18 protein-coding genes and 2 tRNA genes are annotated in these 23,989 nt (G+C 59.4%); 14 read left to right on the plus strand and 6 right to left on the minus strand.

Annotated elements, in window-relative coordinates; all coding sequences use genetic code 11:
- Positions 1-208 precede the first annotated feature (208 nt).
- From AABB31_RS02605 to AABB31_RS02615, 3 genes are all read left to right on the plus strand, one after another.
- Positions 209-769 carry a histidine phosphatase family protein gene (locus AABB31_RS02605; protein ID WP_342075971.1) on the plus strand — a complete coding sequence of 187 codons (561 nt, stop codon included), beginning with the start codon at positions 209-211 and terminating at the stop codon, positions 767-769.
- A 40-nt stretch (positions 770-809) separates the two neighbouring features.
- Positions 810-885: transfer RNA gene (locus tag AABB31_RS02610), tRNA-Val, on the plus strand.
- 194 nt (positions 886-1,079) lie between these two features.
- Positions 1,080-1,156: transfer RNA gene (locus AABB31_RS02615), tRNA-Asp, on the plus strand.
- Positions 1,157-1,166: 10 nt separating this feature from the next.
- On the opposite strand, the gene AABB31_RS02620 is transcribed toward AABB31_RS02615, so the two are convergent.
- Together AABB31_RS02620 and AABB31_RS02625 are read right to left on the minus strand one after the other, a co-directional pair.
- Positions 1,167-2,501 (minus strand): S41 family peptidase, encoded by a 1,335-nt coding sequence (locus AABB31_RS02620; protein ID WP_342075970.1) that lies wholly within the window; start codon positions 2,499-2,501, stop codon positions 1,167-1,169.
- A gap of 14 nt (positions 2,502-2,515) precedes the next feature.
- A complete protein-coding gene (locus AABB31_RS02625; protein WP_342075969.1) occupies positions 2,516-3,889 on the minus strand; it encodes a M20/M25/M40 family metallo-hydrolase in 1,374 nt (457 codons plus the stop codon).
- 274 nt (positions 3,890-4,163) lie between these two features.
- Between AABB31_RS02625 and hemA the strand changes: the two genes are divergently transcribed.
- From hemA to ispG, 3 genes are all read left to right on the plus strand, one after another.
- Entirely contained in the window at positions 4,164-5,387 is a 1,224-nt protein-coding gene (hemA, locus tag AABB31_RS02630; RefSeq protein ID WP_342075968.1) for a 5-aminolevulinate synthase, read from the plus strand.
- A 115-nt stretch (positions 5,388-5,502) separates the two neighbouring features.
- Positions 5,503-6,699 (plus strand): RodZ domain-containing protein, encoded by a 1,197-nt coding sequence (locus AABB31_RS02635; RefSeq protein WP_342075967.1) that lies wholly within the window; start codon positions 5,503-5,505, stop codon positions 6,697-6,699.
- Between the two features lie 78 nt (positions 6,700-6,777).
- The gene (gene ispG, locus AABB31_RS02640; protein ID WP_373635391.1) at positions 6,778-7,902 is read left to right on the plus strand and encodes a flavodoxin-dependent (E)-4-hydroxy-3-methylbut-2-enyl-diphosphate synthase; all 1,125 of its coding nucleotides are present in this window, start codon (positions 6,778-6,780) and stop codon (positions 7,900-7,902) included.
- A 94-nt stretch (positions 7,903-7,996) separates the two neighbouring features.
- Here ispG and AABB31_RS02645 read toward each other — a convergent pair whose 3' ends face one another.
- On the minus strand, positions 7,997-8,740 hold the full coding sequence (locus tag AABB31_RS02645) for a DsbA family protein (RefSeq protein WP_342075966.1): 744 nt from the start codon (positions 8,738-8,740) through the stop codon (positions 7,997-7,999).
- A 116-nt stretch (positions 8,741-8,856) separates the two neighbouring features.
- On the opposite strand from AABB31_RS02645, the gene AABB31_RS02650 reads away from it, so the two are divergent.
- The 5 genes from AABB31_RS02650 (at position 8,857) to AABB31_RS02670 (ending at position 15,841) form a co-directional block, all read left to right on the plus strand.
- A complete protein-coding gene (locus tag AABB31_RS02650) occupies positions 8,857-10,002 on the plus strand; it encodes an aminotransferase class I/II-fold pyridoxal phosphate-dependent enzyme (protein ID WP_342075965.1) in 1,146 nt (381 codons plus the stop codon).
- Positions 9,999-11,165: an N-acetylmuramoyl-L-alanine amidase gene (locus AABB31_RS02655; RefSeq protein ID WP_342075964.1), complete on the plus strand. Its 1,167-nt coding sequence runs from the start codon at positions 9,999-10,001 to the stop codon at positions 11,163-11,165. The genes AABB31_RS02650 and AABB31_RS02655 overlap by 4 nt, the downstream gene beginning before the upstream one ends.
- 137 nt (positions 11,166-11,302) lie before the next feature.
- On the plus strand, positions 11,303-13,822 hold the full coding sequence (locus AABB31_RS02660) for a PBP1A family penicillin-binding protein (protein ID WP_342075963.1): 2,520 nt from the start codon (positions 11,303-11,305) through the stop codon (positions 13,820-13,822).
- Between the two features lie 66 nt (positions 13,823-13,888).
- On the plus strand, positions 13,889-15,013 hold the full coding sequence (gene prfB / locus AABB31_RS02665) for a peptide chain release factor 2 (RefSeq protein WP_342075962.1): 1,125 nt from the start codon (positions 13,889-13,891) through the stop codon (positions 15,011-15,013).
- An 81-nt stretch (positions 15,014-15,094) separates the two neighbouring features.
- Positions 15,095-15,841: a DUF2189 domain-containing protein gene (locus AABB31_RS02670; protein ID WP_342075961.1), complete on the plus strand. Its 747-nt coding sequence runs from the start codon at positions 15,095-15,097 to the stop codon at positions 15,839-15,841.
- 55 nt (positions 15,842-15,896) lie between these two features.
- Here AABB31_RS02670 and AABB31_RS02675 read toward each other — a convergent pair whose 3' ends face one another.
- Both AABB31_RS02675 and AABB31_RS02680 read right to left on the minus strand, forming a co-directional pair.
- Positions 15,897-16,379, minus strand: coding sequence for a polymer-forming cytoskeletal protein (locus AABB31_RS02675; protein WP_342075960.1), 483 nt, complete (start codon positions 16,377-16,379; stop codon positions 15,897-15,899).
- Positions 16,369-17,676: a DUF5930 domain-containing protein gene (locus tag AABB31_RS02680; protein WP_373635392.1), complete on the minus strand. Its 1,308-nt coding sequence runs from the start codon at positions 17,674-17,676 to the stop codon at positions 16,369-16,371. The genes AABB31_RS02675 and AABB31_RS02680 overlap by 11 nt, the downstream gene beginning before the upstream one ends.
- A gap of 399 nt (positions 17,677-18,075) precedes the next feature.
- Between AABB31_RS02680 and AABB31_RS02685 the strand changes: the two genes are divergently transcribed.
- Positions 18,076-18,891 carry a ferritin-like domain-containing protein gene (locus tag AABB31_RS02685; protein ID WP_342075959.1) on the plus strand — a complete coding sequence of 272 codons (816 nt, stop codon included), beginning with the start codon at positions 18,076-18,078 and terminating at the stop codon, positions 18,889-18,891.
- 146 nt (positions 18,892-19,037) lie between these two features.
- On the opposite strand, the gene bcp is transcribed toward AABB31_RS02685, so the two are convergent.
- Positions 19,038-19,505: a thioredoxin-dependent thiol peroxidase gene (gene bcp, locus AABB31_RS02690; protein WP_342075958.1), complete on the minus strand. Its 468-nt coding sequence runs from the start codon at positions 19,503-19,505 to the stop codon at positions 19,038-19,040.
- A gap of 68 nt (positions 19,506-19,573) precedes the next feature.
- Between bcp and AABB31_RS02695 the strand changes: the two genes are divergently transcribed.
- Together AABB31_RS02695 and queA are read left to right on the plus strand one after the other, a co-directional pair.
- Positions 19,574-22,873 carry an AsmA-like C-terminal region-containing protein gene (locus tag AABB31_RS02695; protein ID WP_342075957.1) on the plus strand — a complete coding sequence of 1,100 codons (3,300 nt, stop codon included), beginning with the start codon at positions 19,574-19,576 and terminating at the stop codon, positions 22,871-22,873.
- Complete coding sequence (gene queA, locus AABB31_RS02700) at positions 22,870-23,931, plus strand: tRNA preQ1(34) S-adenosylmethionine ribosyltransferase-isomerase QueA (protein WP_342075956.1); 1,062 nt, start codon at positions 22,870-22,872, stop codon at positions 23,929-23,931. Before AABB31_RS02695 ends, queA begins: the two co-directional genes overlap by 4 nt.
- Positions 23,932-23,989: the final 58 nt, after the last annotated feature.

The following is a 23,989-nucleotide window of genomic DNA, read 5'->3' on the forward strand; positions in this document are numbered from 1 at the left end:
ATATCCCATAGGTGATGGCTTGCACTCACGCAGCACCATACACTTAGCCAAGGGTTGGGCGGATCAAAAGACCCGATTGTGACATCGGGCGGTGTGTTCCGGCGGCTGCATCTGCCGAACAGCTTGCAAGCCCTGGGGAAACAGGCACAAAGGCCGCTGAACTGGCACGGCGCAAATCGTCTGTGCGCCAACAGAAAACGAGGCCCGCGTGTCGTATCCAGAGATGTACATCCTTCGCCATGGCGAAACAGAATGGAATGCGGAAAACCGGATGCAGGGCGCGCTGAATTCTCCACTGACGCCCAAGGGTGAAATGGACGCCGCGCATCAGGGTGAAATTCTGGCCCAGCGGGATCTGACGGATTTTGTGTTTCTGTGCAGCCCACAAGGGCGCGCGGTGCAAACCGCAGGTATTGCGCTGGCGCGCGTGGCGCAGACGATCCAGACCGACACCCGCCTGCGCGAGATCGGGGTCGGGGACTGGGCCGGGCGCCGTCGCGATGAACTGCCCGTTGTCCCGGGCAAGGACCCGTTCATGTCGCATTACGAGATTGCGCCCAATGGCGAGGGCTTTGCCGCGCTTGAACAGCGCTGCCTCGATTTTCTTGCCGATTTGCAGGGGCCTGCGGTGATCGTGACCCACGGCATTACAAGCCGGATGCTGCGGAGTCTGGTGATCGGGCAGGGGGCCGTGGCAGTGGCAAATGTGCATGGCGGGCAGGGTTGCGTCTACCACCTTAAAGACGGTGTGCAAAACCTGCTTGAGTAGGCTTGCATCGCTTAGCACAATGTCCTAGATGACGCGCATCGGGTGATTAGCTCAGTTGGTAGAGCGCTTCCTTTACACGGAAGATGTCGGGAGTTCGAGCCTCTCATCACCCACCACCTTTCCCGATCACAGGTCAGTTAATGTCGCGCGCATTTCGTGTGCGGACCCGGTTGACGCATGTCATGCAGCGTTTTCATGCATGGCGACAGGTCGATTTTCGACGGAATATCTGACAGTGAAAAAATGACTGCAAAACCCGCAGAAAGACGCTTGACGGGCGGGGGCGCATCCCATAGATCACCCCTCACGCGCGGTTGTAGCTCAGCTGGTTAGAGTACCGGCCTGTCACGCCGGGGGTCGCGGGTTCGAGCCCCGTCAACCGCGCCACTTTCCCTCTCTATTGCAGATATTTGCTGGCTTCGGCGATTGCGGCATTCAGAACAGGGTCTTTTCCGTCAAGAAATGGCGCGGTTTCGAATGGCACGGGCACGTCAGGCGGGACACCTATTTTTTCGAACAGGTCGCCATTCATCGTCAGATAAGTCTGGTTCGACAGTCCCAGCCCCCAGCCATTTGGCAATGTGAACCCCATCACGTCGGACAGCCCGCCGCTGGTCGGCTCGCCCAGGGTTGTGACCTGTGGGATCTCGCGCATGGCCAGCGTCAAAATCTCGGCCGCACTGCCGGTCAGTTTGGAGGTCATCAGGATGACCGGTCGCGGATCAGGCGCGTCGCCTTGTGGTTCAAGAATTGCGGTGAAGGGTGCGGTTTGTGTCGTCCCAATCCGCGTGGTCTTGGTGAAGACGGGCAACGGGGCCTCGATGAAATGCCCGGCCAGACCAAATGACACCGTATCTGACCCGCCGGGGTTATAGCGGATGTCGATGATCAGCGCCTTGGCAGCGTCGAGGTCTGCCAGCACATTTGCAAAGGCGGTGGCCATGGCATCCATGCTTCTGCCGCCAATTGGCACATCCACATCCATCTCGCGCAGCATGATATAGCCGATCCCGTCCTCACGCAGCCCATAGAAGATCGGGGCGGTCTGGGACTTGGTTATCGTCGCACCTGCATTGGCGATCGCAATCTGGCGCAGCATATCCCGGTTGAGGTTACTCCCCTCGGGGATCCAGCCGGGGCGCTCGGCCGGGGACCGATAGCCGCGCGTATCCGACCCGAAATGCACATGCCCGTCGTCAAGGCCAGCCGTCATGGCCAGCAGCATGTCTTCCAGTTGGGCATCGTCCATTCGGGCGTCCGGGGCAGGGGCCAGGGCCCGCCGGGCCGCCCAATCGACCCCGTGCAAATCGAAAAAGGCATAATGTTCGTCCATGGCCGTCCATGCGGCATCAAAGACGTCACGGGCAGATGCGCTTGCCGGATCAGGTGCCGTGCAATTTTCGGGCAACGCATCAAGGCGATCAAACCGTTGCGTGTTCAGGGTGCCGTCGATGGCCAGTTCCAACTGGGCGCCATTCATCCCAACGGTCGCCCCTTCGAGCATTTCCACGAGTTTCATATGTGCCGGAAAGGCGATGACCGTATGGCAGCTATGCGCGGTTTCGCTGAACATAGTTGCCTTCAGCGGCGTCAGTTCCAGGACAACACCACCGGTTTCGGCCCGCCAGGCGCCCCGTTCCTGCCCGTTTGGCATGAAAATCAGCCATGAGACGACAAACGCCCCGATCAACAGGCAGATCACGTAGAACGAAAGCCGAAAGGTGCGTTTCATGATCTGCCTCGATGCTACTTGCTGACTGCGTGCAGGATACGCGCCCATGACCGGATACCCTTGTGAAAGGAAGACAGATCATACTTTTCATTTGGGGAATGGATCTGATCGTCATCCTTGCCAAAGCCGATCAGCATCGCATCCATATCCAGGATATTCTTGAAATGCCCGGCAATGGGAATCGATCCGCCGCAGCCCACAAAGGCGGCTGCATTTGGCCATTCATCCGATAGCGCCTTGCGCGCCTGATCGAAGGCTGGGTGCGTTGTTGTCATTTGTCCCGCAGCACTGGCCCCATGCGGGCTGAATGCGACGGTGCAGTCCTCGGGCAGCATGTCCTGCACCATCTTGCGAAAGTTCTCGCGAATTTTCAGTGGGTCCTGGGTGCCGACCAGTCGAAAGCTGATCTTGGCATGCGCCTGAGAGGGCAGGACGGTCTTGAACCCGTCCCCTGTATAGCCCGCCCAGATCCCGTTGACCTCGCAGGTGGGGCGCGACCAGATCATCTCAAGCGGGCGGCGGCCTTTTTCACCGGCAGGCTCGGACAGGCCGACCTCGCCCAGAAAGTGCTTTTCATCGAATTTCAGGTCGTCCCAGGCGGCGGCCAGTTCGTTCGACAATTCCGGTACCCCATCATAGAAATCAGGGACAGTAATGCGCCCATCATCATCATGAAGGGCTGCGATGATCCGGGCAAGGACGCGGGCGGGGTTCATCGCCAACCCGCCATACATGCCCGAATGCAAATCCTTGTCCGGGCCGGTGATTGTCAGTTCCTCACCCAAAAGCCCCCGCAATTGGGTAATGATGGCCGGCGTGCTGTCCCCGTACAGACCGGTGTCACAGATCAGCGCGATATCGGCTGTCAGTTCGTCCTTGTTGGCCTCCATGAACGGGGTAAGCGAGGGGGAACCTGATTCTTCTTCGCCTTCAAAGAAGATGGTGATGTTTGCAGGCAGGCTGCCATGTTCCGCTTTCCAGGCGCGGCAGGCCTCGACAAAGGTCATCAGCTGGCCCTTGTCATCCGATGACCCGCGGCCCCGAATAACCTCGCCCTTGGCGGTTTTTTCGATTTGTGGATCGAACGGGTCCCTGTCCCATAGCTCAAGCGGATCAACAGGTTGCACGTCATAATGCCCGTAGAACAGGACATGCGGCCCCTCACCGCCTGTGCGCGCGACAACCATCGGGTGGCCCGGTGTGGGCCGCTTGGTTGCCTCAAATCCGATTGATTGCAGGTCTGACACCAGCCAGTCGGCCGCTTTTTCACATTCAGCCTTGTAAGCGGGATCAGTCGAGATTGACGGGATGCGCAACAAATCAAGCAACCGGTCGGTGGCCTGGGGCAGATCGGCGTCGATCCGGGCAAGAACGGGGTCAAGTGTCATGGGGGCGTGCCTTTGCATTGAAGATTGCGCGCAAGGTTGTCGGGAACGCCGCCAAGGTCAAGGTCGCATGACCCTGCGCCTGTGGCAGCGCAGCGGGTCACGCCAACTTGATCTGGCGCAAGGTGAAGCTGCCTGGGTTCTCTATTATGCAGCCCATGGGCGGAGCGACACAATGTAGCGTGTTGCCCGACGAGGATCCGCCCTATATGAGCTTAGAACGATTCAAAGGCGTCCGACCCGGCCCCTTTGGTGTTGCGTCAGAAGGGGACAAGTGTTGGATTACACGCGCCAATTGGATCTCGCGCTGGACCGGCTTCATGATGAAGGCCGGTACCGGACATTTATTGATATCGAGCGGACACGCGGGCAGTACCCCCACGCCACATGGCGCAAGCCTGACGGATCCGATGCGCCGGTGACCGTTTGGTGCGGCAATGATTATCTGGGCATGGGCCAGCATCCGGTTGTTCTGGCCGCCATGCACGAGGCGATTGACGCAACAGGTGCGGGGTCTGGCGGTACCCGGAATATTTCGGGCACAACAGTATATCACAAGCGGCTGGAGGCTGAGCTAGCCGATCTGCATGACAAGCCTGCTGCATTGCTGTTCACGTCGGCCTATATCGCCAATGACGCAACGTTAAGTACATTGCCGCGGCTTTTTCCGGGCCTGATCATCTATTCGGACGCGTTGAACCACGCCTCGATGATTGAAGGTGTGCGCCGCAATGGCGGGGCCAAGCGTATTTTCCGGCACAATGACATGGATCATCTGCGCGACCTTCTTGCAGCCGACGATCCCGCGGCCCCGAAACTGATCGCATTCGAGTCGATCTACTCGATGGATGGTGATTTTGGGCCGATTGCGGAAATCTGTGATTTGGCCGAGGAGTTTGGCGCGCTTACTTATTGTGACGAAGTGCATGCGGTGGGCATGTACGGCCCGCGCGGTGGTGGCGTTGCCGAACGTGACGGTCTGATGGGTCGGATCGACATCATCAACGGAACCCTCGCAAAGGCCTATGGTGTGATGGGTGGATATATCGCCGCATCCGCGAAAATGTGCGATGCGATAAGGTCTTATGCGCCGGGCTTCATCTTTACGACAAGTCTGCCGCCCGCTGTTGCGGCTGGTGCGGCCGCCTCGGTGGCGCATCTCAAACACGATCAGTCGCTGCGTGATCAGCACCAGACGCAGGCAAAAATACTCAAGCTTCGGCTCAAGGGCCTGGGATTGCCGATCATTGATCATGGCAGCCACATCGTGCCGCTGATTGTTGGTGATCCGGTGCATACCAAAAAGCTGTCAGACATGTTGCTGACGGATTTTGGCATCTATGTGCAGCCGATCAACTTCCCCACAGTTCCGCGCGGGACAGAGCGTTTGCGCTTTACCCCATCGCCGGTTCATGGACCCCGTGAAATGGATGCTTTGGTCGGGGCGCTGGACGGGTTGTGGTCACACTGTGCCCTAAATCGCGCAGAGCTCGCCGGTTAACCGTTTTTCAATATGTGCATGTCCGCAAGCGATATGTTATTGGTTTATTGGGCATTCACACTTATTTGATTCGCAAGTGTTGAAAGTCTGGGGGCAGTAAGCGGCGGGACAGTCGATGATCGGTAAAGGCTTCAGGCGCAATGACGCAGCTGAGGACGAGCAGGCCAAAGGGTTTGACGACTTTGAGGTGCGTCTGGGTGATATGATGCGCGGTGAGCGCGCGACAATGGGCAAAAGCCTGTTGGATGTGCAGCGCGAGCTAAAAATCAAGGCATCCTACATCGCGGCAATCGAAAATTGTGATCCGTCCGCGTTTGATACGCCGGGCTTTATTGCGGGCTATGTGCGGTCTTATGCTCGTTATCTGAATATGGACCCCGAGGAGATCTTTGCCCGGTTTTGTGCAGAAAGCGGTTTTGCGACTGCACATGGCATGTCGGCCGAGGCGTCCTCGATCAAGGTAAAAAGCGGCGCGCCAATCGCAGGTCCGCTTGGGAATGATATCTTTTCGTCGCCCTCTACACCGTTTATCCCCGCAGGTGATGCCATGCTGTCGGGGATCGAACCCCGCGCGATTGGATCGGTCTTGGTCCTGATCGCGATGATCAGTGGGTTGGGATATGGTGGATGGACCGTGCTGCAGGAGGTGCAGAAGGTGCAATTTGCCCCGACCGAGCAGACACCTGTTGTGATATCCGATCTGGACCCGCTGGCCGGTGCCTCGAATGCGCTGCAGACAAGCGATCCGCTATCGGGGGTTGAGGCGCCATCCCGTGAGGCGCTGGACCGGCTTTACCGTCCACAGGCGTTGGATGTGCCGGTTCTGGTGGCCCGTGATGCGCCGATTTCCACACTGAACCCCAACGGAATTGGGGCGATCCGCCCGGCGGCCGAACCGCTGCCAGAGGTCGCAGTGGCTGCTGCCGATGCGCCGCTTGAACGTTTGTCGCCGCCGGTTCAGGTGGTCGAGGATACCGCGCCTGAATTGCAGCTTGTTGCTGTGCGTCCGGCATGGGTCCGGGTCCGCTCGGCCGATGGAACGGTGATCTTTGAAGGGGTTATGGAGCCTGGCCAGAATTTCGTGGTGCCTGCTACTGAAGAGCCCGGCACGTTGCGGGTGGGCGAGAGTGGCGCGATGTATTTTGCCGTGAATGGTGTGCATTACGGCCCTGTTGGCCCCAGCGGGGTTGTGACGTCGAATGTGGAATTGTCCACCGACAGCCTGACAACCACTTACGCAGTGGCTGATTTGACGGCTGATGATGATCTGGCCGAAATCGTCAATTACGCCGAAGTTATCACAGACGAATAATCGCAGCGCGCCTGCTTGCTGTGCGCTGCGTTGACGCTTAGGTTGAAGCCTGTAGGCAGCCTAGCGGAAAGCAGCATCATGTCCGTCAATCATATCCGTCCGTGGCGCAATATATATCGCCGCAAGTCCCGTCAGATCATGGTTGGCGATGTGCCGGTCGGTGGGGATGCGCCGATCACCGTGCAGACAATGACGAACACGCTGACGACAGACGTCAAGGCCACGATTGCGCAGGTGCAGGCCGCTGCCGAGGCGGGGGCCGATATTGTTCGGATTTCCGTGCCTGACGAGGCGTCCAGCGCGGCGTTGCGCCAGATTGTCCCCGAGGTCACTGTGCCAATCGTCGCTGATATCCATTTTCATTATAAGCGCGGCATAGAGGCAGCCGCGGCGGGTGCTGCCTGTCTGCGGATCAATCCCGGCAATATCGGGGATGAAAAGCGTGTGCGCGAGGTGATCAAGGCTGCCCGGGATCACAATTGTTCGATCCGGATCGGGGTCAATGCAGGGTCACTCGAAAAGCATCTGCTGGATAAATATGGTGAGCCTTGTCCGGATGCGATGGTTGAAAGCGGATTGGATCATATCAAGATCCTGCAGGACAATGACTTTCACGAGTTCAAAATCTCCTGCAAGGCGTCAGACGTGTTCATGGCCGCGGCCGCCTATCAGCAATTGGCCGAGGCTACCGATGCGCCCATCCACCTTGGCATTACCGAGGCGGGGGGGCTGACCTCGGGGACAATCAAATCGGCGATTGGGCTGGGGAACCTGTTGTGGATGGGGATCGGCGATACGATCCGGGTTTCGCTATCGGCTGATCCGGTAGAAGAGGTGAAGGTGGGTTATGAGATCCTGAAATCGCTGGGGTTGCGCCATCGCGGGGTCAACATCATCTCCTGTCCGTCCTGCGCCCGTCAGGGGTTTGACGTGATCAAGACGGTGGAGGCGTTGGAAAAGCGACTGGAACATATCAAAACACCCATGTCGCTGTCGATCATTGGCTGTGTCGTCAATGGGCCGGGTGAGGCGCTGATGACGGATGTCGGCTTCACGGGTGGTGGTGCCGGTTCAGGGATGATTTATCTCGCGGGCAAACAAAGCCACAAGCAGTCGAATGAAAACATGATCGAGCATATCGTGGAACAGGTTGAAAAGAAGGCCGCTGAGCTTGAGGCGACCAAGGATGTCGCGGCAGAGTGAGATGGATCAAGATCCATCTTACGACGTCACCCTGTGTTTTGTCCGACCGTCGTAGGATGGGTCTTGACCCATCCTCGGCCGCGGCACGGGTCGATCATTCGGCGCGAAGTTGTGCGACCAGTTCTTCCATCTGTGCCAGTTCGACATAGCCGCGCACCATCTGATCTTCGAACACGAATGTTGGTGTGCCACTGATCTGCAACCGCTGCGCAAGTTCGCGATTTGACGCAATGATTGCGTTGACCTCATCACTGTCCATCTGCGCCGTGATTGCATCAACATCCAGCGCCAGCGCATCACCAAGTCGGGCCAGACTTTGCGTGCTGATATCCCCCCGATATTCCATCAGGGTGTTGTGAACATCCTCATAGGCCTGATCACCAGCCACCAGCTGGGTGGCAATTGCAAAACGTGAGGCCAGCACAGACTGTTCCCCCAGAATAGGGAACTCCTTGATCACATACCGGATATTCGGATCGCCAGAGACCAGTGATTTGACCTCGGGAAAGGCTCGTTTGCAGAACCCGCACCGGTAATCCATGAACTCAACAACGGTAATATCACCATCCGGGTTGCCGCCCACAAACGAGAAGCCATCGTCAAAAAGCGCATCTGCATTGGCCCGTGCAAGCGCAATATCATTGCCGGCCTGTGCCGCAGCGCCCCGTGCCTGCAGCACCTCGATTGCCTCCTGCAGGACTTCCGGATTCTCGAGCAGATAGGCCCGCACCTCCGCCCGAAACGCGGCCCGTTCGTCATCGCTCATGGCGTCCAGTTCCAGCGCTGCCGCAGGGCTGGCTAGCATCAGGCTGAGGGAGATGGCGAAACGAAAACGCATGGATCTATCCTTTTGAGGCTCGCCCTCGAAAGATCATATCTGCCGCGTGTTGCCAAGACGCATTGACGTCACAGGCCTGTGACAGGCAAATAGCCCCAACAGGCAAGAGGCATCATATGCGACATTCCAGCAGGGGCGAGGTGGATCCCTTTATCGTCATGGACGTCATGGAGGCGGCCCGCCGCGCCGAGGCAGATGGCCGTCACATCATTCATATGGAAGTGGGTCAGCCAGGCACCGGTGCGCCGGCGCCGGCCCTGCAAAAGCTGGCCCATGAGCTGGATCAACCCTTGGGCTACACGGTCGGGCTTGGCCTGCCGGAATTGCGCAACCGGATCGCCCGGCACGTCGCCGACTGGTATGACGTTGATCTGGACCCAGACCGCGTGGTTGTCACCAGCGGTGCATCCGGTGCGTTCCTGCTGGCCTTCTCGGCCCTTTTTGACAATGGCGCGCGGGTCGGATTGGGGACACCCTGTTACCCGTCCTACCGACAGATATTGCGTGCTGTCGGCCTGACCCCTGTCGATATTCCGACCAGTCTGGCACAGCGGTTTCAATCGGTTCCGGGCGATGTGGCCGATCATGACCTGTCCGGTCTGATCGTCGCCTCACCCGCCAACCCCACAGGCACGATGCTGAGCAAGGCCGCGCTGGGTGATCTTGCAGAGGCCTGCGCGGCCTATGATGCGGCGCTGATTTCTGACGAGATTTATCACGGCATCGACTATGACATGCCGCCCGTCAGTGCGCTGCAGGTCACCGATGAGGTCTATGTGGTCAACTCGTTCTCGAAGTATTTTTCCATGACCGGCTGGCGTGTCGGCTGGATGGTTGTACCGCAGGACCATATACGCCGGGTTGAACGGCTGGCGCAAAATATGTTCATCTGCGCCCCGCATGCAGCCCAGCGACTGGCGCTGCATGCGATGGATTGCCCGGATGATCTGGCCGCAAACAAGGCGGTCTACGCCACCAACAGGACCTTGATGATGGATGGTTTGCGGGCGGCTGGTCTTGACCGATTTGCCCCGCCCGATGGCGCGTTCTATGTCTATGTTGATGTCTCGGATTTCACCGATGATGCGCGTCAGTTTGCGGCTGATATCCTCGCACAGGCCGGGGTTGCGGTGACCCCGGGGCTCGATTTTGATGCAAGGCGCGGGCATCATTGGTTTCGCTTTTCTTACGCCAGATCCACGGCGGATATTGTGGAAGGGCTGGATCGCCTGGCCCGGTTCATGGAAGGTCGGGCCAGATGATCCGGGCTTTTGTGTTTTGGCTGGTGATCAGCAGTGCCGCACAGGCGCAGGCCCGTCTTGATGTTTCCAATAGTCAGATCGCGGATGGATGGTGGAGCCTTGAGATCGCGCTGACACTGGACACGCATGTGCCTTACCGGATCTTCACCTTGGACGATCCACGCCGGCTGATCATCGACTTTGAAGGGCTTGATCAGGCGTCCGGACCAGCCACCGATCTGCTGACCCCGGGCCGGGCCATCAGCGCGACTTTCACAGCACCACAAGAAGGGTGGACCCGTCTGAGCATTGCATTGTCGGAACCGCTGGCCATCGAACAGGCCAGCATGCAGGCAGTCGCCGGTCAGGTTGCGCTGAATGTCAGCTTGTCGCGCGTGTCTGCTGGGGCCTTTGCGGCGGCAGCTGGGGCGCCAGAAGGCGTTGTTTTGCCTGAAACTCAGCCGGATATGGTGACCGCGCAGCCGGACGCGGCTTTTGTCGTGGTGATTGACCCCGGCCATGGCGGGTTGGACCCGGGGGCAGAGCGTGCCGGTCTTCAAGAAGCCCCATTGATGCTGGATCTGGCCCGCGAAGTGGCCCACGGGATCAATCAGCGACCCGGTCTGCAGGCAGTCATGACCCGGGACAGCGACGTGTTTGTTCCACTTGCCGCCCGGGTCAGCATGGCCCGTGCCGCAGGTGCGGATCTGCTGATTTCGCTGCATGCCGATGCGTTGGCAGAAGATGCCGCGCAAGGTGTGTCGGTCTACACGCTGGCGCAAGGCGGTGGGGATCGCGCCGCCCGCCGTATGGTCGAGCGGCATGAAGGTGGCGATCTACTGGATGGGCTGGACCTGCGCGGTCAGGGGGACGGGGTGGCGACCGTCCTGATGGATCTGGCGCGTCAACAAACCGGCCCCGCCGGGCAAGAGCTTGCCGCGACATTGGTGGCCGCGATGGAACGGCAGGGGGTGCGGCTGAATGCACGGCCCTTGCGCGAGGGGCAGTTGGCCGTCCTGTCGGCGGCGGATTTTCCAAGCCTGCTGATTGAGGCCGGGTTTTTGTCAAACGCACAGGACCGGGCGCAACTGGTCAGCGCGCAAAGCCGGGCGCCGCTGGTGGCTGCCTTGGTCGAGGGAATCGCCATATGGGCGGCGACCCAACAAGGCGGATCAGAAAACTGACGCGTCATATGCGACCGCGACCAGGAAACTGGCCCAAAAGTCAGGCACCAACCGGCCGAAAGCGACATTTGGTCTTTTGACCATTGCGCCCTGCACGCCTATACCATGGGGCAACCAGATAAGGATCACCTGACCCCGTGTTGCGATTCATTTTTTCTTTCTTTGGCGGCATTTTTACGCTGCTGACCCTTGGCACGATCATGGGGGCGCTGACCCTTGGCGGCATATTCTACATGTATGGCCGGGACCTGCCCAGTTATGAGACCTTGTCGCAATACACCCCCAAGACCATCAGCCGGATCTATTCTATCGAGGGCAAGATCATTGATGAATTCGCGGTTGAGCGCCGCCTGTTCACGCCGGCCGAGGAAATTCCCGATATCGTCAAGCAGGCCTTCATTTCGGCAGAGGACAAGAATTTCTACACCCATGGCGGCTTTGACCCCATGGGGATGGTGTCGGCTGCCATAGATGCGGTGGCCTCGCGTGGGGAGGATGTGCGCGGCGCCTCGACCATCACCCAGCAGGTGATGAAGAACTTTCTGCTTGATGGATCCCGGTCTGCGGAACGCAAGATCAAGGAAATTATCCTTGCGACCCGTATCGAAGGGGCGATGCCCAAGGAGCGTATCCTTGAACTTTACCTGAACGAAATTTTCCTTGGTCAGAACAGCTATGGCGTGACCGCAGCCGCGCTGACCTATTTCAACAAGCCGCTGACGGCGCTGACACCGGGCGAGGCGGCTTATCTGGCCTCGTTGCCGAAATCACCCAGCAATCGTCACCCGGTGCGCGACCGCGAAACGGCTGTGTTCTGGCGAAACAACACGCTGCGTCTGATGTATCGCAACGGCTATATCGACGAGGCCACGTTCGAGGCGGAACGGGCGGCCCCGCTTCTTTCTGTGCAGGGCGGCGACTATCCCAGCTTTCGCGAAAGCCTGCCACCGCGTGACTATTTCACAGATGAGATCCGGCGCCAGCTTAGCCAGAACTTTGGCGAGGAAGAATTCTTTTCCGGCGGCTTGTCGATCCGCGCGACGGTTGATCCGGACCTGCAGATCACCGCCGCACAATCATTGCAGCGCGCATTGGAAGAATATGATCGCAGCACCAGTATCTGGCGCGGCACGGGAAAGACCATTCCTGAACAGGCGTTGGCCAGTGAAGAGACGTGGCGCGTGGCATTACGCGCAACGGATATTCCGCGCGATATCACGCTGGAAAACCCCTGGTATCCAGCCGTTGTGCTTGAGGTGGCCGAGAACGAGCTGCGGATTGGCATTGAAGGGATCACCGAGACCGAGGCCCAGCCCTTTGTCGTGCCCCGCCGCGATATTGAATGGATGCGCGGCGACTTTTTTGAGAATTTCACCCCCGGTGACGTGGTGCATGTTCGCCGGATGACGCAGGACAGCGATGGTGCCTTCATTCGCTGGACCTTGCGGCAAGTGCCCGAAGTGCAGGGCGGGTTTATGGCGATGGACGTCAATACGGGCCGTGTGATCGCAATGCAGGGCGGTTTCTCTTACGAAAACTCGGTCTTCAATCGCGCGACACAGGCGCAGCGCCAGCCTGGATCGTCCTTCAAGCCGTTTGTTTATGCAGCTGCCTTGGATAGTGGCTATTCGCCTGCGACGATTGTTGTGGATGCGCCCATCACGATCAACACGCCCCAAGGTGTCTGGACCCCAAAGAACGCATCCAACCAGTTTTATGGTCCAACCCCGTTGCGCACCGGTATTGAACGGTCGCGGAACCTGATGACCATTCGTCTGGCGCAGGAAATCGGGATAGATACGGTTGGCCGCTACGCGGAGAAATTCGGTGTCTATCAGAATATGAACCGGGTGCTTGCAGCCTCGCTTGGGTCGGACGAGACGACATTGTTCAAGATGGTTGCGGCCTATGCGATGTTTGCCAATGGCGGCGAACGGGTTGAACCGACGCTGGTCGACCGGGTGCAGGATCGCTACGGCAACACGGTTTACCGGCATGATCAGCGCATTTGCGAGAATTGCAATGATCCGACATTGGCCGCCGGGCAGGCCCCGCGCATTACCTCGAACCGCGACCGGGTGATGAACGAAATCACGGCCTATCAGCTGACATCAATGATGAAAGGCGTGGTTGACCGTGGTACGGCCAGCAGTGCGATCAACCTGCCCGTGCCGATTGCCGGCAAGACCGGCACAACCAATGACGCCAAGGATGTCTGGTTCGTCGGCTTTTCGTCGAATATCGTGGCAGGGTGCTATATCGGATATGACACACCCCGGACATTGGGGCGCAGCGCCTCAGGTGGCGGGATTTGCGGGCCGGTCTTCAACCGCTTTATGTCCGAGGCGATTGACCGCTATGGCGGCGGTCGCTTCAAGGTGCCTGCCGATTGCCAATTCATCAATATCGACCGTTTCAGCGGCGCTCGCCTACCCGATGCAGCCTCGGGCGATAACGTGATTGGCGAATGTTTCCGGCCGGGTGAAGAGCCGCTCTTTGGGATTACCTTTGACGGTGGTTTTGCGATGGCAGCTGATTTGCCGCTTTTTGATGAAGTGCCGCGTCAGGGCCGTCAGGTCACAACGTCGACCGGCCAATCGGCCACGGTTGGCCCCAAGGCCACGTTTGGCACATTGTCCAGTGGTGGTCTTTACTGACCACCGCTTGCCGCCTGTTCCGTCCCGCGCTATCACCGCCGAACGGACGAGGTGGAAAGGGCAATCATGCGCGCAGAGATCCAGAACAGCGTTGAAGCGATTGAAAAATCGCTGGACCTGCTTGCCCAGCGGATGGACAGGGAAACCGCACCGCATCGGCTGGAAGAATTCAATGCCCGGGTCGAGGATCCGACCCTGTGGGACAACCCTGATGCTGCCCAAAAGCTGATGCGCGACCGGCAGATGCTTGTCGACGCCATGGCCAGCTATGACGGCATCAAGCAGGAATTGTCAGATAATATCGAGCTGATCGAACTGGGCGAGATGGAAGATGATGCCGAGGTCGTGACCGAGGCCGAGGCCGCGTTGACCGCCTTGCAGATCAAAGCCGCCAAGAAAGAGCTGGAGGCATTGCTGGACGGTGAGGCCGACGGCAATGACACATTTCTTGAGATCAACGCAGGTGCCGGCGGCACGGAAAGCTGTGACTGGGCCAATATGCTGGCCCGGATGTATGTTCGCTGGGCAGAGAAAAAGGGCTATAAGGTCGAATTGCAGGCCGAGCAGGCGGGTGATGAAGCCGGAATCAAGTCCGCTTCGTACAAGATCAGCGGCCATAATGCCTATGGCTGGCTGAAATCCGAAAGCGGTGTGCATCGTCTGGTGCGGATTTCGCCATTTGATAGCGCCGCCAAACGCCACACGTCATTCACGTCCGTCAAGGTCTACCCGGTTGTCGACGACAATATCGAGATTGAGGTGAACCCGGCCGATATCCGGATTGATACCTACAGGTCATCCGGGGCAGGGGGCCAGCACGTGAACACCACTGATTCCGCTGTCCGTATCACCCACCACCCGACAGGAATTGTTGTCACCAGCTCTGAAAAGTCCCAACACCAGAACCGTGACATCGCGATGAAGGCGCTAAAGTCGCGCCTCTATCAGATTGAGCTGGACAAGCGATCTGCGCTGGTCAACGAGGCCCATGAGAACGCCGGTGATGCAGGCTGGGGCAACCAGATCCGATCCTATGTTTTGCAGCCCTACCAGATGGTCAAGGATCTGCGCACCAGCTACGAGACATCCGATACCAAAGGTGTGCTTGATGGTGATCTTGACGGGCTGATGGCCGCCACACTCGCCATGGACGTGTCGGGTAAAAGCCGGGCAGAGGCAAACGCCGAATAGCCAAAACTTGATCTAGGCCAAAGTGCTGATGCTGATCGCGCGCTAGTGTCCCGCGGAAGGGCGGGGCACAACGAGGGCTGCATGACGCATATTGGCATTCGGAAACTGACATTCGCTGATCTGTCGGACGCCCTGCGCGCGGGGTTGCGCGATTTTCGAACGGCGCCCCAATTTGGACTGTTCTTCAGCGCTGTCTATGTGCTGGGCGGGTTCTTCATGATCTGGGCCGGGGCAGGGCATGTGACATGGACCTTGGCCACATCGCTGGGCTTTCCGCTGGTGGCGCCCTTTGCGGCGGCCGGCCTCTACGAGGTGAGCCGCCGGATGGAGGCCGGTCACGCGCTGATATGGACGCAGGTGCTGGGCATTGTCTGGCGGGAACGATCAGGCCAGTTGCCGTGGCTGGGCGCTATCATCGTGTTTTACTTTCTGTTCTGGACCTTTCTGGCCCACATGATCTTCGCCCTGTTCATGGGGCTGTCCACGATGACCAATATCTCGGAGAGCTGGGACGTTTTTCTGACGACACAAGGCCTGATGATGATCGGGGCCGAGTTGATCATCGGCGCGGTGCTGGCATTTCTGCTGTTTGCGCTGACGGTCGTTAGCCTGCCGCTTGTGCTGGATCGCGAGGTGGATTTTGTCACGGCAATGCTGACCAGCCTGCGTGCCGTGCGTGAGAACCTGACCATCATGCTTGTCTGGGCCGGGCTGATTGCGATCATGACCTTTGCGGCGCTGATCCCGTGGTTCTTGGGGTTGATGATTGTCCTGCCGGTTCTTGGACATGCGACCTGGCATCTTTACCGCAAAGTCATTGCCGTATGAAAAAAGGGCGCAAACTGCGCCCTTTTCGGTGAAATCCTGCAATGCGTGCGGGTGCTTACGGCTTTGGCGCAGCGCCGGCAGCGCCTGTCGGCATTGTTTTTGCGCCAGTGGCGAGCGGATCATCCTGACGCTGAACCGAACCCTCGAAATGGGCGCCGGACTCTATCGCGATTGTCTTGTGGATGATGTCGCCCTCAACACGGGCGGTGGATGTCAGGCGGACTTTCAAGCCGCGAACGCGGCCTACGACGCGGCCGTTCACAACAACATCATCGGCAACAACTTCGCCTTTGACGGTGGCGCCTTCGCCGACTGTCAGCAGATGTGCGCGCACATCACCTTCAACCTGACCTTCAACATTCACGTCGCCGGTTGTCTTGATGTTGCCGGTGATCAGCAGGTCAGCTGACAGAACCGACGCCGGTGGTTTGGCCGTTGGCGAGGTTGTTTTTGCAGGCGCAGTTTTCGCAGCATCTGCAGGCTTTGGTGCATCTGTGGCCTTGGGGCCTGGTTCGTTGATTTTGGATTTAGAAAACATCTTGTCCAGCTCTTATATAAATCATTGGGTTGACGGGCTCGCCTCCGACGCGAACCTCGTAGTGAAGGTGTGGGCCTGTCGACCGTCCGGAATTTCCCATAGCACCGATTCGGTCGCCACGCGAGACCCTTTGGCCCACCTTAACATCCATTGCGTTCAAGTGTGCGTATCTTGTCTCAATTCCGAATTCATGCCTGATTTTGATTAACCGTCCGTATCCGGATGACCAGCTTGCATTCGTGACCACCCCATCGGCGGTGGCATAGATCGGCGTGCCGATCGGACCGGCAAAGTCGGCACCGGCATGCAAACGGCCCCAACGCTGACCAAAACCTGATGTAAAGCGGAAGTTTGACTTGACCGGCAGGGCAAAGGGCGCCTTTTCGGCAGCGATCCGGTAAAGGTTGATCCGGTCCATGGATCCCAGGATACGATTGGCCCGTTCCGCGTCAGGGTCATTTGTGCCGCCGCGGGTCGAGAATTGCAGCGGCGTCAATGGCCCCCCGGTGCCGGAATATCCGCGGCGCACCTGATCAATCAGCGATTCCGGGTTCATGCCGGCGGCGCGGAACATCTGGTCAAGTGGCTCGACCGAGACCAGCATCGCCTCTTCGAGTTGACGGAAAATCTGGTCGTTGCGTTCCTGCAGCAGGCGCAGTTCCAGCTCCATCTCTTGCGCGTGGCCAATGGCGAATTCGGCATCGGCGGCAATCATGTCGCGTTCCGCCGCCGTCTCTGCCAGCGCGTTTGCCAGCAGATCAACGGTGCCGGCTGCATCATCGGTCATCGCGGTTGCGGTCGGGTCGTCGTTTTCGGCAGACAAGGCGGCAAGTTCCTGACGCGCGGCTTCGCGGGCCCGCATCGTATCGCGCAGGGTTGCCTGCACAACCTCAAGCCCGGTTTCCAGCTCGCGCCGTTTTTCTTCGGTCGCCAGAAGTTCGGACTGCATGATCGAGATCTGCTGCAAGGCGGAATTAAACCGTTCCTGCGCTGCGAGGGCTTCGGCGGCGCGCGCATCACGCTCGCCCGACAGCGCATTCAAACGCTGCTCATAGGTGAGTTGATCACGCTGGGCCTGTGCGCGGAAGTTCCCGGCGCCGATGCTGTCCATCAGCAAAATGGCTGTGGCGATAATCGTCCATGCCACTACGATGATGCTGCCTGTCCAGGCCACTAGCTGTGTCTCGGATTTCAGCCGGATGAATCGCGTTTCCGTGTCTGACCGCAGAAACAATCGTTTCTCCGGAAAAACCCGCTCAAGCAGGGTGTGAATTTTCAATGTTAGTCGTGATCGCACAAGCGTTCCCCGTCCCGTCCCATTTCCGATGTCGGTTCCCCAGCCGACAGCGCCCCTACGTGTTAGACAGCGCATGACAGCACTGCAAGATTTTTGCGCAAATAGCGACCAAAAGCCGAATAAAATCGGGCTATTGGGCGGGCTTTTGCCGATGGAACGGGGCATGTTTAGGGCGAAACTATGATCGTTGCGTTTCGGGCGGCAAAAAAGCCGTCCGGCCCCGCCTGTCCATTTTGCTGCCCGTCGTTGAATCCTTGTTTTCGGGCGCCCGTGCAGGTGGTGCGCCGCGCCCCGGCCAGTGGGTTTGCACCCGTCGCCACAGGGGCCCCGATTGCCATTGATCCCCGACCTCGTCATTAGGGTGGGCGAAACGCGTCAATCGGATGAAAAGAAGCCACCATGTCCCAACCAGATACCTTGTCCGCCATGGCCGTAGATGTTCTGACAACCGCCGATGGCCGCACCAAGGCCCGCAAGACCAAGGCCTATGCCAAGACCTGGCAAGCTTCGCGCGAAGGTAACACTCCGCTCGCAATAGGCGCATCCGCGCCGCCACTGACGCCTGCGCGCCCATCTGCCCCCGAATTGCGCAGCCCGCGTGATATGCCAAAACGCAAGCCTGGCAGCCCGGCGGGGCGGCAGGCAATGCTGCACGCCATCGCACATATTGAGCTGAATGCCGTTGACCTGCATTGGGACATCATTGCGCGCTATGCACATATCCCGATGCCGATGGGGTTCTATGACGATTGGGTCCGTGCCGCCAGCGAAGAGGCCAATCACTTTGATCTGCTCTGCGACTGTCTGGAGGCGATGGACAGCCATTACGGGGCGTTGCCTGCCCATGCGGGCATGTGGCGGGCTGCCGAAGACACGGCTGACGATCTTTTGGGCCGGTTGGCCATTGTCCCAATGGTGCTTGAGGCCCGCGGTCTTGACGTCACGCCGGGCATGATCACGCTGTTTGAAAAGGCGGGCGAGGCGCAGACAGTGGCCGCCTTGAAGATCATCTATGCCGAAGAGGTCGGGCATGTCGCCTATGGATCAAAATGGTTCAACTTTTGCTGTGGGCGCGAAAATATTGACCCCAAAGACGTCTTCCACGGGCTTGTGCGCCGGTATTTCAAAGGCGGGCTTAAGCCGCCATTTAACGAAGAAAAACGGGCCGACGCCGGATTGCCGCCCGATTTCTATTGGCCGCTGGTTGATGATTAGGGTGTGTTGATCGCATGAACCATAACCGTTTATCACACAACGAAATTCACGATTTTTTGCATGAATTTCGACTTTTAAAATATTGATATATAGTGTTTATGGGCCTGTATCTCACGCGTTGCTACAACAATGGCCCATTCAGGCTGCTATAGACCACGCACAGCCTCCAGCACCGCGTCAACATGGCCGGGAACTTTGACCTTGCGCCAGACCTGCGCGATCTTGCCGTCGGCGCCGATCAGGAATGTTGCCCGTTCGATGCCCATATAGGTCTTGCCATACATGCTCTTTTCGACCCAGACGCCATAGCGTTCGCAGACGTCCCCCTCTTCATCGGACAACAACGCGATCTTCAAATCGTGTTTGGCCACGAATTTATCATGCTTTTTCACGCTGTCTTTGGACACGCCCAAGATCACTGTGTTCAGGCCGTCGAATGCATCCAGATTTTCGGTAAATCCGATGGCCTCCTTGGTGCAGCCGGATGTGTCATCGCGGGGGTAGAAATACAAAACAACGGTCTTGCCCGCAAAGTCGGATAGATTGACCATCTCGCCGCCATCGCGCGGCAGGCTGATCTGTGGGGCTGTATCGCCAACGGCGGGGCTATTCATCGCGGTTTCCTTTTTGCGAGAGCATATTCCTGGTTTTGTTTTAGTGCGCAACGCGCAAAGATAAAGGGATGACCGAGACGCCAGAGACCGAAAGCAAGAATGACCCGCCTGCGGTCAAGGTCCGGTCACGGCGCGGGATGCCGCGTTGGCGGTTTGCGCTGCATATCTGCACCTGGGTGATCTTTGCCCCGATCCTTTTTGCGGCGGCCATGGCTGTAATGATGGTGGATCGCGACATCACGGCACCATCCTGGATCGTCGCGCGGATCGAGGCGCGGGCCGCAGACCTGCTGGGCGGCGGTACCTTGGATTTTGGTCAGATCACCTTGCGGATCGGGGCCGACCTGCACCCGCGCGTCCGGCTGATTGACAGCCGGCTGACAGATGCCAATGGCGCGTTGATCAGCCGCATTCCCCTTGCCGAAGGGCTGATGTCCCCCCGCGGGCTGATCCTTAATCGTGAAGTCCTGATGCAGGATATCCACCTGACCGGCGCGCAGATCAATCTTCGGCGTGCGGCTGACGGATCGGTTGCGGTGGCTTTTGGTGCGGCAGAGGTGGGGCAGGCGCGGTCGCTTCCGGAATTGCTGGATCAGGTTGATCTGTTCTTTGAAAGACCACAGCTTGCCGCGCTGGAACAGGTGCGGGCCGATGGGCTGGTGGTGAATTTTGACGATGCCCGCGCTGATCGGACCTGGCTGGTGGATGGGGGCAATCTGTCGCTTGATCTGCGCGATGGGCAAACCGCCCTGAGCGGTGATTTTGCGCTTTTGTCCGGGCGGGATGTGCCCACAAATGTCAGCCTGTCCTATCTTAGCCCGCGGGGCGCGCGGTCTGCCCGGATCGGGTTGAATATCACCGACGCGGTCGCAAGTGACATCGCAACCCAATCGCCCGCCCTCAGCTGGCTGCGCGATATCGAGGCGCCAATGACAGCGGCACTGCGCACGACGCTGGATGATGACGGCAAACTTGGTCCGCTGAATGCGACCCTTGAAATTGGTGCGGGCGCGTTGCGCCCCAATGCCACGACCGAGCCTGTGCAGTTCACATCGGCCAAAGCCTATCTGAGCTATGATCCCAATCGTGACCGCATGGCGCTGAGCCAGATTGCGGTCGAAACCGAATGGGGCAGTCTGCGCGCGGATGGCGAGGCATATCTGCGCGAAATTCGCGACGGCTTGCCCCGTGCCTTGCTGACCCAATTCCGCTTTCGCGACGTCATATTACGACCCGGCGCGCTATATGACGCGCCGCTGCACCTGCCCCAGGCCGAGGTTGATCTGCGGGTGCGATTTGATCCGTTTTCGGTAGAGATCGGCCAGGCGGTCATCGTCGACGGGCAGACCCGGCTGCAGGCGCGCGGGGATATCGCCGTGGCAAGTGCCGGCTGGGATATCGCGCTGGATGCGCAGGTGGACCAGATCGCGCCTGAGGCGGTGCTGGAATACTGGCCAACGGGCATCAAGCCGGGAACCCGCCGTTGGGTCAGTCAGAACGTCACCGGTGGCGCCCTGCATGATGCCGCCTTTGCGTTGCGGATCGCGCCGGGGGTCAAAACCCGCTTTGCCGTGGGTTTCGGGTTTGAAGGCAGCCAGATCAAATTCATGCGTGACATCCCGCCCGTGCAGGACGCGGTCGGGACCGTTTCGATCATTGATCAACGCTTTGCCGCCGACCTTTATGCAGGCAAGCTATCGGCCCCGTTGGGTGGGCAAATTGACATGGCCGGGACCAGTTTTGTCATTCCCGATCTTGGGATACGCAATCCACCCGCAGTGCTTGATCTGAACGCCGCCAGTTCGATAACCGGGGCGCTGGCCGTTCTTAATCTGCGCCCCTTCCTTTTCATGGACAAGGCCAACCTGCCTGTCGTGCTGGCCGATGGTCGCATGGCGCTGACCGGCGATGTTGCCTTTCCGCTGAAGCCGCGCATGACGTCGGATGAGGTGACATTTGCCATGCGTGCCGAGCTGACCCGTGTGCGCAGTGACGTGTTGATCCCTGACCGCGTATTGGCCGCCCCGAAACTGACCGTTGATGTTGACAGGCAGGGGATTGTCATTGCTGGCCCCGCGCGCCTTGGGCGGGCGCAGATGGATGGGCGCTGGACACAGACCTTTGGAGCGGCGGCGGGCGGGCGCAGTAATCTGTCGGCTGATGTCGTCCTGTCGCAGGATTTTCTGGATGAATTCGGCATTGCCCTGCCGCCCGGCTCCGTCACCGGGCGCAGCACCGGGGCGTTGCAGGTTGATCTGCAGCCCGGGCGGCCGACCCGGTTTGGGTTGCGATCCAATCTGCGCGGTCTTGGCGTGACCATCCCCCCGCTTGGCTGGTCCAAACCGCCAGGAACGCAAGCCGCGCTGACGGTGCAAGGCACGTTGGGGCCGATCCCGCAGATTTCCCAACTTTCCATCAGCGGTGCCGGTCTGCAGGCCGAGGGGCGGATCACGCTGGATGGCAATAAACGGCTGGAGGCCGCGCAGTTCAGCCGGGTGCGGGTCGGTGATTGGCTGGATGCACCGATCACCTTGCGCGGGCGCGGGGCCGGTGCGCCTGTGGGGGTTGAGATCAGTGGCGGCGCACTTGATCTGCGCCGGGCCCGGTTTGGCGCGGGCGGGCGCGGCGGTGGACCGGTGCGGATTGCGCTGGACCGGCTGCAAATCACCGAAGGCATCGCCCTGACCGGCTTTGCCGGGAATTTCACGACTGCGGGCGGCTTTACCGGCCAGTTTGACGCGGCCATCAATGGACAGGCGGCCATTCAAGGCACTGTGGCGCCGCGCAATGGCCGCTCGGCCGTGCGGCTGCGCAGCAATGATGCAGGCGGCGTCGCCCGCGCTGCGGGGTTCATGCGCAACGGGGTTGGTGGCACGCTGGACCTGACGCTGTTGCCATCGGGCGGCGAGGGCACCTTTGATGGCGCCTTGATCGTACAGGGGCTGCGGGTGCGCGATGCGCCGGCGATGGCGGCCCTTCTGGATGCGATCAGCGTCGTGGGGCTTTTGCAGCAGCTTGATGGCCAGGGCCTTGCCTTTGACGAGGTTGATGCGCGGTTCCGGCTGACCCCGGCGCAGGTTATCATCACCCAGGCCAGCGCGGTCGGGCCGGGGCTTGGCATTTCGATTGACGGGCTCTACACGCTCGCCAGCAAACAACTGGATCTGCAGGGCGTCGTGTCACCATTCTATCTTGTGAACAGTATCGGTTCATTCCTGACCCGCCGGGGCGAAGGGCTGATCGGGTTCAATTTCAACATCACCGGCACGGCGAACGCGCCGCAGGTCAGCGTCAATCCGCTATCTGCATTCACGCCCGGTATGTTCCGCGAGATCTTTCGCAGGCCGCCACCACAGGTCACCAGATGAAGCTGAGCACCTTTGACTTTGCCCTGCCCGATGACCTGATCGCGACCCGGCCTGCCAGACCGCGCAGCGCCGCCCGCCTTTTGGTGGCTGATGGTGCCGCCGGGATCGCCGATCATATTGTGGCGGACCTGCCTGCGATCCTGCAACCGGGTGACCGGTTGGTCCTGAACGACACCAAGGTGATCCCGGCCCGCCTGAGCGGTTTGCGCAACCGCACCGGCGACGCAGGGGCCACCGCCGCACGCATCGAGGTGACATTGCTGGAACCCGCCGCCGACGGGGGCTGGTCCGCGCTGGTCAAGCCGTTGAAAAAGGTGCGCGATGGCGAGGTTATCGTGTTCTCTAACGATCTGTCCGCCACGGTATTGGGGCGGGGTGACGGTCAGGCACAGCTGCAATTCAACCTCAGCGGAGATGATTTTGATGCGGCATTGGCAGCCGTTGGGGCGATGCCATTGCCACCCTATATCGCCGCCAAACGACCCGCCGATGAGGCTGACAAACAGGACTATCAGACCTTTTGGGCGCGGCGCGCCGGTGCCGTTGCAGCCCCCACCGCGTCACTGCATTTCGACGGTCCGCTATTGGATGCGTTGGCCGCGCGTGGGGTGACGTTTTCGCATGTCACGCTGCATGTCGGGGCAGGGACGTTCCTGCCAGTCAAGGTTGATGACGTCCGCGATCACAAGATGCATGCAGAATGGGGCGAGGTCACCGCCGCTGCCGCCGCCGAGATCAATGCCACAAAGGCAGCAGGCGGGCGGATCATCCCGGTTGGCACAACTGCGCTGCGATTAATCGAAAGTGCAGCCCGGGACGGTACGTTGCGGCCATGGGAGGGGCCCACGGATATTTTCATCAAACCCGGTTTCGTATTCCAGCTGACCGATGGGTTGATGACAAATTTCCACCTGCCAAAATCGACGTTGATGATGCTTGTCTCTGCGTTGATGGGGGTGGAGCGGATCCGCGCGATTTATGCCCATGCGATTGGGCAGCGATACCGCTTTTTCTCTTACGGGGATGCCTCGCTGTTGCTTCCGGGGCCGCGGGACTGACAAAGGGCGCGGACAGGCGCGACGATGTCGCATCCGTGTGATGAAATATAAATCGAAT

Origin of the sequence: Yoonia sp. SS1-5 (assembly GCF_038443705.2) — a bacterium.
Taxonomy (GTDB): Bacteria; Pseudomonadota; Alphaproteobacteria; order Rhodobacterales; family Rhodobacteraceae; genus Yoonia; species Yoonia rhodophyticola.